9 protein-coding genes are annotated in these 10,507 nt (G+C 49.2%); 2 read left to right on the forward strand and 7 right to left on the reverse strand.

Annotation, left to right across the window (positions count from 1 at the left end; all coding sequences use genetic code 11):
- Nucleotides 1–129: 129 nt before the first annotated feature.
- A complete protein-coding gene (locus MiSe_RS28995) occupies nt 130–564 on the reverse strand; it encodes a hypothetical protein (protein ID WP_226587006.1) in 435 nt (144 codons plus the stop codon).
- Complete coding sequence (locus MiSe_RS29000; RefSeq protein WP_226587008.1) at nt 557–775, reverse strand: hypothetical protein; 219 nt, start codon at nt 773–775, stop codon at nt 557–559. The genes MiSe_RS28995 and MiSe_RS29000 overlap by 8 nt, the downstream gene beginning before the upstream one ends.
- A gap of 122 nt (nt 776–897) precedes the next feature.
- On the opposite strand from MiSe_RS29000, the gene tnpA reads away from it, so the two are divergent.
- Nucleotides 898–1,302 (forward strand): IS200/IS605 family transposase, encoded by a 405-nt coding sequence (gene tnpA / locus MiSe_RS29005; RefSeq protein WP_226587009.1) that lies wholly within the window; start codon nt 898–900, stop codon nt 1,300–1,302.
- A 140-nt stretch (nt 1,303–1,442) separates the two neighbouring features.
- Here tnpA and MiSe_RS29010 read toward each other — a convergent pair whose 3' ends face one another.
- From MiSe_RS29010 to hpsA, 5 genes are all read right to left on the reverse strand, one after another.
- Complete coding sequence (locus MiSe_RS29010) at nt 1,443–2,006, reverse strand: pilus assembly FimT family protein (protein ID WP_226587010.1); 564 nt, start codon at nt 2,004–2,006, stop codon at nt 1,443–1,445.
- Between the two features lie 103 nt (nt 2,007–2,109).
- Complete coding sequence (locus tag MiSe_RS29015; protein ID WP_226587011.1) at nt 2,110–2,694, reverse strand: pilus assembly FimT family protein; 585 nt, start codon at nt 2,692–2,694, stop codon at nt 2,110–2,112.
- 30 nt (nt 2,695–2,724) lie between these two features.
- Nucleotides 2,725–3,804 (reverse strand): prepilin-type N-terminal cleavage/methylation domain-containing protein, encoded by a 1,080-nt coding sequence (locus MiSe_RS29020; RefSeq protein WP_226587013.1) that lies wholly within the window; start codon nt 3,802–3,804, stop codon nt 2,725–2,727.
- A gap of 136 nt (nt 3,805–3,940) precedes the next feature.
- Nucleotides 3,941–4,714, reverse strand: coding sequence for a prepilin-type N-terminal cleavage/methylation domain-containing protein (locus MiSe_RS29025; protein ID WP_226587015.1), 774 nt, complete (start codon nt 4,712–4,714; stop codon nt 3,941–3,943).
- Between the two features lie 14 nt (nt 4,715–4,728).
- Complete coding sequence (hpsA, locus tag MiSe_RS29030) at nt 4,729–9,372, reverse strand: hormogonium polysaccharide biosynthesis protein HpsA (protein ID WP_226587019.1); 4,644 nt, start codon at nt 9,370–9,372, stop codon at nt 4,729–4,731.
- A gap of 611 nt (nt 9,373–9,983) precedes the next feature.
- On the opposite strand from hpsA, the gene MiSe_RS29035 reads away from it, so the two are divergent.
- The gene (locus tag MiSe_RS29035) at nt 9,984–10,277 is read left to right on the forward strand and encodes a hypothetical protein (protein ID WP_226587020.1); all 294 of its coding nucleotides are present in this window, start codon (nt 9,984–9,986) and stop codon (nt 10,275–10,277) included.
- Nucleotides 10,278–10,507 lie beyond the last annotated feature (230 nt).

The following is a 10,507-nucleotide window of genomic DNA, read 5'->3' on the forward strand; positions in this document are numbered from 1 at the left end:
ATGGGCAACTTCCCTCTGAAATATCAGGACTTACCCAAAGTATCTATATGTAGGGTGCGTTAGCCATAGCGTAACGCACCATCACACCATATTTATTGTGGTTGCGTAAGTCCCGATATGCTGTCAAATCTACACCTCAGTAGGCTGCTTGTCAGACTCCAGCCAATTTTGGTAAGCTTCTTTGTCTCCCCCAAACGAGTCGATGGAAACTTGACGCTCTGGCATTGGTTTGAGAGGCGCGTTGATGGGATTGTACTTGCAGTGGCAAATCACAACCATGTCGTACTGGCTGTGTGGAGTTGGAACATCGGGGGTGTATGATTCAACCCGCGTCACCTCCCAATCGCCGGTTCGATAGTGAGTGCTGTGTCCGTGCTGCTTTGGATCGTGAAGCTGATCTACGCGGATAAACTCCAAAGGACGATATCCTGGTTGAGGAATTGGCTTGTCTGAGCAATCGTAGTGTTCAGCCAAAATATCAGTAAGCGCAAGCGTGTGCTGGAATTTGCGCTCTTTCCAATTGGGTGAACGCCGCTCTGCCTGGAAAATTATGTACTTACGCATCCTCGCCTTCCTCCTTATCGGTGTCATAGTAGGACTTCGGAAACTCAGTTTTGCCTTCAAAAACGCAATCGACCTCCAGAATGGGATCGTTGGTTTCCTCAACATCAACGAGTTCCCATCCATACTTTTCTGCCATCTCCTCGCAGTCCGCTTTGTCTGCGGCTCCGTGTCGAGACACATTTTCTTCCTCGTCATACCTGGGTTTTGGCATGATCGATATACTCCTTTGTTGGTCTGGACAACACTGGAGAAGTCGTCTTGGTGTAGTGCTGAACCCGCTGCATCAAGGCGCATCTCTGGTAGAATTGTACTATACACGCCAATCTAGTGTAAATGGATTACAAGCCACGTTCTAGAGGAGTTTCAAGGCTCTACGCTCACTTGGTTTTGACGACAAAATATCGCAGAAAAGTGATTTCTGTTCCTATGCTGGAACGGTTGAAAGAAATTGTGGCTGACCTTTGCCAGAAGTGGCAGTGTGAACTCCTGGAGTGCAATGGGGAGCCTGAGCATCTTCATGTGCTGTTTCGCTACTACCCACAAATGCAGCTGAGCAAGTTCATCAACAACCTGAAGAGCGTTTCCAGTCGCAGAATCAGGCAAGAGTTTGAACAGGAAGTAGATGCTGTCTACTGGAAAGATGTTTTCTGGAACGAGTCGTACTCGATAGATTCCTGCGGGGATGCGCTACTCACTGTGCTGAGAAACTATGTGCAGAGCCAAAAAGGTTGTCAGTGAAAGGGGTACCCTTAAGAATCCCGGTTTCTTAGAGAAACCGGGATTCTGATGTTTGAGAATCCCGGTTTTTTAGAGAAACCGGGATTCTGATTCGATTTTTAGAATCCCGGTTTCTTAGAGAAACCGGGATTCTGATTTGACTAATCCCCATTACATTCATTATTCCCGGCTGTGCGGATGGCTCCCAACAAAGTTGAAACTACCACGCATCGCTTTGAACCCCTATTTTGATTGGTTTGATTGGCAGCGATAAATGTGATTTTACCCAGCTGTCCGTTCACCCTGCCTTTGTAGCCAAACTGGATTCGATAGATATTGTTTCTATTGAACAGGGTAGAGCGAGCCGTACCACTTGTGGCGATCGCTATTTGATTCGCATCGCTTTCAATTAAATTTTGCCATCGGGCGTTGGCACACATTCCCCCACCTGAAGCGGGAACCGGATGCGCTGACCATTGCACTTTTTTTTCTGTCGCGTTTTGCCGAAAGCAAGCTTCCCAAACTCGTTTTTCTCTTTTAGCAGAAGCTTGGGCTTCTCGCATTATAGACAAAGCTTGTGCTTGAGCTGCATTCAAGCGTTGCGCGTTTAAAAATCCCAGCCAACTCGGTGCTGCGATCCCGGATAATATAGCGACGATGACAATGATTGCTACAAACTCTAAAAACGTGTATCCCTGATGTGATTTTTCAGACCCTAATTCCATTGTCTAAAAGTACAAAACGCACCTGATTTATTTTTCCCTTCAGGTGCGTTTTGCTACTCAGTGTTTTTCTTGATTTTAACGATAACAATCTTATTACGTATATTTACGGTAGCCGCTTACATTCGCTATCGTTACCAGCGCGCACTGCCCCCAAGATGGTTTCCACCACGACACAGCGTTTTGAACCATTTTGCTCTCTGCGAGATCTAAAAGTGATTGTACCTGTGGGCTGGTTTTTGTTCAGCAAGCCTTTGTCTTGAAACTCTACCCTGTAGTACCCAGAAGGTTGTTGCATGTTGGAATTACTGAGACTATCTTCAATAGCGAGGGTATCTGCATCTGACTGTGTTATACTTTGCCACAAACCGGGAGAGATAGTATCGCATCCAGTCCCTCCAGTAGTGGGTCTGGGTCGCACGGCCCATATTACTTTAGGGTTAATGTTATTGCCTGGATCGCCTGGAAAGTCTCGAAAGCAAGCTTGCCAAACTCGTTTTTCCCGTTTGGCATTAGTTTGGGCTTCCCGCAGCGCTCCTATTGCTTCAGCTTGAGCCGCATTGAGGCGTTGTCTGGTTAAAAATCCCAGCCAACTGGGAGCGGCGATCGCTGACAGGATTGCCACAACTACAATCACAACCAGCAGTTCTATCATCGTAAAACCAGCCGCTTGCTTATATCGGGGGTTCATAGCGCTTTACTCCTATTGGCTGTTCGCAACTTAATCGACTGGTGTTTTATCAACTACCCCGCGCGCAACTGCTTGGGTTCTAATCGCCAGCAGCGGCGCAATTTTAACCCCAGCTTTACCCGTCGGGTTACCCCTGAGGAAAACAATCACATCTTGGTTTTTCTTGCTGGTCGGTGGCACCCCAGGGGTGGCTTTGCTGACGCAAACAGCAAAGCTGGGCAAATCAAAGCCAGAAGGGTTGTTCTGTGGCGGAATCGCTGTATAGTTTGTCGGACACTGCAAGCGAGGAGCGGTTGGGACTGGTCTGAACCCATCTGGGCGATTTGCTACGGGATGATCGAGAAAATCGACTAAAACGGGGCTATTTGCGGCATTTAAAGTGTTGGGTCTGCCGCCAGCTTCATTTTGCTTGTTCTGAAGATCGTTGCTGCCAACTCTAGCGTTTGGCCAAATGCTAAACTCTACCCCTTGTGTTGTCAGAGGCTCTACATATCCTTGGTTTTGATTGTTGACATCGATTCTGGTACTGCCGCTGATATCGTACTGACGCAGGGTATACCGCATAATCCGAGATATCCCCTTCCACTTTTGCCGATCCTCTCCCTCATTTTTTGTTTGGTAGTATACCACCAGAGTCATGATTCGGCGTTTCACCCAGAGATTTCTACATTTAGTCCACTCTTCTGAAGGGGGATTGCTGGGGGCACCGCTACAGTTATTGGGGAGTTGACTATCGTCGTCGATTGGTTCGGGTTTCCAGAAAGCCAGAATTGGTTCGTACCCGCTACGATCGGGAATAAAATTTTTTAAGGGTTGAACGCCGTTTGTTTGCTGGTTGAGTCGATCGTTGTCGTAAACATAGACTGCTTCTCGCAAATCGTTAACGATGAAATCCATCGCCATTTGCATTTCCCGTTGGGTTTCAGTGCGAGCGTATTCCCGCCGATCTGTTTGTAACAAATCTATCATCAGGTTCAACAGCACCGTTATCACTATCGATGCAATTAGCATCGATATCAAAAGTTCGATTACGGTAAACCCACCATTTTTGCGCTTTCTGGAACTGACGCGCTTGCGTCTCAACAAATTTAGAAATAGTTTTGTAGCCATTGTTTTTAATTTTTATCCCCTCAACGAGGAATTTAGTTGAAATTCTGTGGTCTAAGGTGGGGCAGGTGGGGAAGATGGGCAGATTATCAACGCCTGCCTCTCTGCTCCCCTGAGCCATGTTAAGAATTACAACAGGCTATTGACACCCAGGATTATTGTCTCCCTCACCCGTAGAGCGGCGTTGCTGACAAAGGGAATTGCGGTTATCGCTTTGGGCAACGCTGGTGTAAATCATTGCTAAAGGCCGTCGTTGCTGCTGACCCGCTGCGGTAGTCAATTGCAGAGAAGCAGCTTTTTGAGGTGGGTTTTCAAAATCCATGTTTGAGGTAAAGGTATAAACCCTTACACCAAAATCAAATGCAACCGTTCTGGTTCCCCTGGTTATTCCTGGATTGCGGAAGGTTTGAACGATAAAGTCATTGCTGCCATCCCCGTTGACATCAACTGGCACGCCCTGTGAGGGAGAACTTGAGTATAGTTGATTGGCTGGGAGGGCCTGGGCTGAACTTGGGGCAGGCTGTTGCCGGATATTATTTTCTCCGTATGGCGGTAAATCTTCGTTCTTGTAATCGCCGCGTTCTACCGTGCGTCTAACTCGGTCAACTTCCCCCTGTGCCAGTTGCAGGGCTTGTTCTGCTCGCCTGTTTTGGACTTGGGTGGCAACGGCAAGGAAGATTTGGGGCGTGAAGGCGGTTACGACTACAGCAACTACACCAATGGCGACCAAGCACTCCAATAAGGTCAGTCCTTGCTCGGAGGGATTTTTTAGGGTTTGCTTGGGCAGAAACCGGGTTTTTTGGGGTATATTGGGTGATTCTGGCAATTTTGGAGCCAGCACCCCAGTTGCTCCTGCCTTGAGTTTGCGGGTGTTTGCTTGTTTGGTTAAAAATCGAGTTTTTTGTGTGAGCATAGCAGCCTCCACCTTTAGTTTTGCGGGCATTCTGTTTCAGCGTTTGGATCGACGCCGCCAGCACGCCGTAACTGGCAAATATAGGGGTCGTTGGCAGGTAGTTCTCGGTAGAATTCGCTGCGCTGGGCGGGGGGTTGCAGGAAACGCTGTGCTGCCGGACCTGCGGGTGCATATTGCAGCCCCACGTCATAACCCCAGAGACGGTCGGGTGCAAGGTAGTATTGGATGGGGGTGAGACCACTAACGGTTGGAGAATCGCTGGTGTTCGGTTCCCATTGGTTTAGTTCAAACGGGGCAGTGGCATAGCTGCTGAAGTTTAATTGCAGGAAAGATCCAGAAATCCGCAACGGAGTCCCCGGTCCCCAACGTTCGATGAAGCGGGGGAAGTTGTGGAAACCGCCATAGCTTTGATTGACTCGAGAAGGCACTATACCGCTAATCAGCGAGGCATTTACCCGCGTTGGCGATGCCTGGTTGATTGAATCGACGTAGCTGGGTACACCTGGCTTTCGGAAGTCTCCTAAGGGTATTTCTTGCTGTTGATTTACAGGACAAAAAGCACCGATAGTAAGGCCAGCATCGTTACAGACGATAGGGCTGCCGTTGCGAGAGATTTTTATCGGAAATCTGACAAAGGGATTTCCATTATTTGGGTCTGTTGTTCTGGTTGAGCCATCAATCACCATGCCATTTTCCAGCACCCACCTGGAGATTCCACCAGGGTTGTTGGGGCCATTCATGGCGCGGAAGGAGTAGCGACCACCAGATATTCCCGTTCTGTCTTGGCCTCCATCGCTGTCATTTAAAATGCCGCGATCGATGCTGCCTTCTTGGAAGTTGTCTGAAAGGATGGTAATCGCATCGGCTAGAATTTCTGCCGGTCGCCAGGTGTCGGTTGCGGGTCGAGAAAAGTCAGAGTTTAAGTCTTGTCGGTCATAAAAATTCCCCCAGCCATCGTTCAGCTGCTGATTAAATTCTTCCAAGTTGTTGTTGTTTCCATCTCTGCTGTGGAAGTTGAAGTCGCCTTGGATGTAAACCGGGTTATCGGATATAAAGGTTAAACCTCGTTTACTGCTAGCCCGGTCGAGCCTGCGTCCGTTTCGCAAGCGGAACCCATGAGGACGGCGGTCTGGATCTGGGAAGAAATCAACGGCTTTGGGGGAGATGCCGTTGTTCGCAACACTGGGGTCTCTGGGGTTGTTGATGTCGGCATTGATCAAGCAACCACTTGAACGGATAGCGGTATAGTTGTCGCAAGCTCCGCCAGCTGCCGGTCTGGATACCGCATCTTCCCTGACTGCATCTTCTCGGAAGGCATACACGACGCCGCTACCGGGCAACCAAGTATCGCCTGTGGCACTGTTATTATTTGTTCTCAACAGGTCTAAATCTATGTCTAACGTCCGCACGGTCATCAATTCTCGACCGTTGTACAGGGCGTTGTCGATTAGCGATACCCTTTGGTTTCCACCGCCAGGGGGTGTGATGTTGAAATCTGCCAGAGGGTCGGTATTAGATACGCCACCTGTTGTTGGTAAAGGCCACGCACCGATGTCTAGTGGTCGAACGTCATTGGCAAGGGTATCCAGGGTAACGGTTCTAAATTGATCTCGCGGCGCTGGTAGTGCAGGAATCGATGCTGGAGGAACCAAGTATGGCTCAGCATTAGAGCCGCTCGCCAGTGGAGTACTAGCCGCTATGCCTGTGCGATCGTGATCGTTCAGAGGGAAGACGTAATAAAGTGCGGGGAACTTAGGTTGCGATGGACAAAGCAGCTGTGCAGCTTCGTTACCAGTCGGCATTGTGACGCCAGATATTACCTGAGGGTCAGATGGACAAACAGCCAGTGGGATTTCATCATTGGCAGTACCAGGATTTGACCCAACCGCAGGGGTTGGGTCAAAACTGTTGCCTGCTGCGGTAGATGGAGTGGAACTAGGAGGTGTGGCACTTGGACGCCAAGCGGTGGCAAAACCCCATTGGCGATCGCGTGCTATTTGCAACTTCATCGCCAGCAACCTAGCCGCAGGCTGCTCTGTCGTCGGTAGCAAATCGATATAGTCATCCGGTGTTAATTGCGTAACCGGAACGGTTTTCACCTCAATGTTATTTCTGACTACCCTAGCGGTTCTGAGGTTGAGATTGCTGAAGGCATTTATTTCAATCCGATTCGGGGGGGTTGAGGTGCCAGCAGGTACAATTAACGCCTTCAGTTTATCGGATAAATTCGTTACAGTTGAATCTGGGACAGAGGCATTTTTGAACTTGTCAACGTTGTTAGCCAACATCCCCAGGGTGCAAGCCGCCGATTCCAGGTAGCTGTTATCTGCAATGCTGTTGTTGGTATCGTACATTGCGCGGCTTAGGTTGGAGAAATTCCCCCACATAGTTAAGTAAGGATGAGGATAAACCCTGTTTCCGGTTCCTTGTGTGGGTGGAAAGGCACCACTGTCGTTAGGATTTTGATATTCTCCGGCAAAATTGGCTAGGTTTCTTAGGGCATTTCCCCAGTCTCCGCCACGCAAGTTAGCAGCGGCAGGAGGAGGGCTATATTCCCACCCATTAGTTCCTAACCCGGTGAAGAAATCGCTAGGTAATTTGTTGGAATCTAACCCGTAGGTCTGACCAGCAGTTTGGAAGTTTTTACTGTTGCTAATCGTTTGCCGCGTTCCCGCATGGGCGGTAGTTGCAATACAGGCAATGGGTCGAGTTGGTGCTGTGGGTGGGGTTCCCGGCGTGGCTTGGTAGACTACCGTTCCTTGGACTGCGGCTAGGTTATCTCTCAGGGTGCGCCGCTGTCTGTCTGCGTTTGGCAGATTAGCCTGGTTAGCGGCGGGGTAAAGCGGGTCAAATTCGCGGGCATCATCACGGGTGGTATTATCAGCCCCAACTCCAGGCAATGCTGAATTAACCCAACCGAAGGGGTTGCCCAATTCCAACCTTTCGCCGACAATCACTCGCAGTCCGCTGACATGAGCGCGCCGTTCCCAATAACCGTCCAAACCAACGTTTCTGAATTCGGTATCGAGGGGATCGAGGGTGGTGTTGGTGAGGCGTTTCCGCTCTGGGTCGGTAATGTTAAGCCCATTTCGTTTGCTGCCACTGTCGAGGCGGATTTCGTTGCCCTTTCTGTCGTAGTAGGGTTTTGGGCCATAGCGGTCATCAGCGCGGTAGGTATCGTCAATAAATGGAGCGGTTTCTGAACTAGACATTAACCGTTTTTTGGCATTGAAATATCCAATCGAGCCTGCCTCAGCATTATCTCTGTAAAAGCCTGGGTCTGTTCTTCCTATGTTGTCTTGCGGCGCCTCTCTCGATTGGGATATATCTTGGGTAAACAACCGCACCGGATCGAGAGCAATTTTGCTGGGAGTTCCATTACTTACCGAGTCTGTTCCGTCAGTGAATCTAATATTGCCATCAGTTGTATCTGGTGAATCATCGTCCTGCATCACGTGAAAAAACGAGCCACCTGCCGTGCCATCGTTCCCCATTTTCCCCGATACAAATTGCCCTTGAAAGCTTGGATCGGTTGGCGTGGGAGTACTTTTTATATCTCGATTAACTTTAATTTCTGAAGCATCTCTGCTATAAAAACAGGAATTGCGGGCGCTAATTAAAAATGCTCTGAAGTTTGGGTCGCCAACGATCATGTTGCCAGCGGTGTACATTGCGCCATTCCAGTTGAATGGTTGACCCGGAAATATTTCCAGGTCATAGCGGAACCAAGCTCCCCATTTATTTCCCCGGTCTAGCTGTCTATCCTGCTGAAATTCTAAGGTAGCAACAGTTCGGTTCACGCCATTTTGCCGCGAGAGAACGATCGCATCAACCTGAAATGTTTTGCGTAGCTTGGCAGTTCCAACTTGAGTCCAATCGTTTTCATTCACTGCAAGGCTTGGGCCACCTACTGCTGGGGTGTTGCCGCCACTGGCTATGGCGCGGCATACAGGGTTGCTAATGTTTGTCGTAGTAAGCGGGCCGTTGCGAACCACCTGATCTTTAGCTCTTTTGTCAACTGTATAGCTTTGTGTTGTAATGTCGTTGGTTCCTTCTCTTCCTTTCAAATTAATTGAATATACAACTGTTTCTTTTACTCCATCTCCATCCACATCTATTTGGAAAGACCAAGCGGGTTCGGGCTTTTCATCATTGGTTCCAAGACGAAGGTTGATTTGCGTCTCGTCGTCAAACTTGTAGGGATTTTGATCCAACTTATAGGTCAAGCCGCCATATGGATCTGGACTATTTGTGATCATGGATAGCAACATTTCATCGGATGGCGGGCCACTGGGAAAGCGCTTATCTTTAAGAAACAAATATTCTAATTTAGCCTTGGCTCGTTCAATCGCTGGGGTGGCGGCGTTGTAGATTACTTGTTCTTCCCGCGCTCCAATCACCTGATTTGTCCGACTTCCGGTGCGGAATAAAATTGCCCCTATTACTAAAGACACAACTAACAGCAATAGGGTAACGGTTGGCAGCACAAATCCAGCTTTTGCACTAGCAGGACGCCGCTTTTTGCGACCTAAAATTAGAAAGGTTCTCATTAACCAGTTGCTAAAGCCCAAGGCAGCGGTTTGCACCAGTTTCGACAACTGTCTAAACAGCTTGTAGATAACCTTTTGAATTGCCCTGGTTTGCTTGCGTTTTGACATGGCTGCTTTCCTGATGTGAGAAAGTCTGATTTTGAACAGGTTGAATATCGAGAGTATGGGTTTGACTCGCTTGGCTTGAACCAATTCGTTGAGTGTCGAGTAGCTTGACCAAAAATTATGTAAATTATTTGGCTTTGTTCTTTACTAGCAACTGCAACTGCGAGTATCAACCGAAAAAATACGCTTTCGCTGGTAACAAATTTTGTGTTAGAAGTTTTATGTAGTTTTACGGTTGAGGGTCGAATGACTCCGTATAAGTGAATAGACTAGAAGTCTGGCTGGGTAAAAATTAGCCATATTTCCTCTATGGTAACTTGAGCGAGCCTGGGTGAGATTTCGTCCATCTTTAACAAATCTTAATAGATGGTGAGGCCAGGATCTAAACTTATAGTACCCACTCATCCCAGAAAACCGATCACCCCATAGCAAAAATCTAGGGGAATGGCTAATGGCTAATGGCGTTCCCAGGCAGAGCGGTGGGAACTAGGGTAATGGGTGAATGGAAGTTGTAGGGCACGTCGGAAATCTTTGGCATCAACCTTGAGATTACGGTTGCCCTGCCCCTACCCCAGGGCGGAAACCAACGATGCGGTTGACAAATTCTGCACCAGGTGATATGGCAGACGAAATGTAGGGGCACGGCGGCGGCAATCTGGGGCATCAACCAACAGATTACGGTTGCCGTGCCCCTACCCCAGGACGGCGGCGGCAATCTTGGGCATCAACCAAAAGATTACGGTTGCCCTGCCCCTACCCCAGGACGGCGGCAGCAATCTGGGGCATCAACCAAAAGATTACGGTTGCCGTGCCCCTACCCCAGGACGGCGGCGGCAATCTTGGGCATCAACCAACAGATTACGGTTGCCGTGCCCCTACCCCAGGACGGAAACCAAAAATGCGGTTGACAAATTCTGCACCAGGTGATATGGCAGACGCAATGTAGGGGCACGGCGGCGGCAATCTGGGGCATCAACCAACAGATTACGGTTGCCGTGCCCCTACCCCAGGACGGCGGCGGCAATCTGGGGCATCAACCAACAGATTACGGTTGCCGTGCCCCTACCCCAGGACGGCGGCGGCAATCTGGGGCATCAACCAACAGATTACGGTTGCCGTGCCCCTACCCCAGGACGGC

The sequence above is a fragment of the Microseira wollei NIES-4236 genome, from assembly GCF_020521235.1.
GTDB lineage: Bacteria > Cyanobacteriota > Cyanobacteriia > Cyanobacteriales > Aerosakkonemataceae > Microseira > Microseira wollei.

Coding starts and splice junctions, on each gene's coding strand:
- MiSe_RS28995 (WP_226587006.1), bottom strand. CDS start 564: ATGCGTAAGTACATAATTTTCCAGGCAGAGCGGCGTTCACCCAATTGG.
- MiSe_RS29020 (WP_226587013.1), bottom strand. CDS start 3,804: ATGGCTACAAAACTATTTCTAAATTTGTTGAGACGCAAGCGCGTCAGT.
- MiSe_RS29025 (WP_226587015.1), bottom strand. CDS start 4,714: ATGCTCACACAAAAAACTCGATTTTTAACCAAACAAGCAAACACCCGC.
- MiSe_RS29000 (WP_226587008.1), bottom strand. CDS start 775: ATGCCAAAACCCAGGTATGACGAGGAAGAAAATGTGTCTCGACACGGA.
- MiSe_RS29010 (WP_226587010.1), bottom strand. CDS start 2,006: ATGGAATTAGGGTCTGAAAAATCACATCAGGGATACACGTTTTTAGAG.
- tnpA (WP_226587009.1), top strand. CDS start 898: ATGGATTACAAGCCACGTTCTAGAGGAGTTTCAAGGCTCTACGCTCAC.
- MiSe_RS29015 (WP_226587011.1), bottom strand. CDS start 2,694: ATGAACCCCCGATATAAGCAAGCGGCTGGTTTTACGATGATAGAACTG.
- hpsA (WP_226587019.1), bottom strand. CDS start 9,372: ATGTCAAAACGCAAGCAAACCAGGGCAATTCAAAAGGTTATCTACAAG.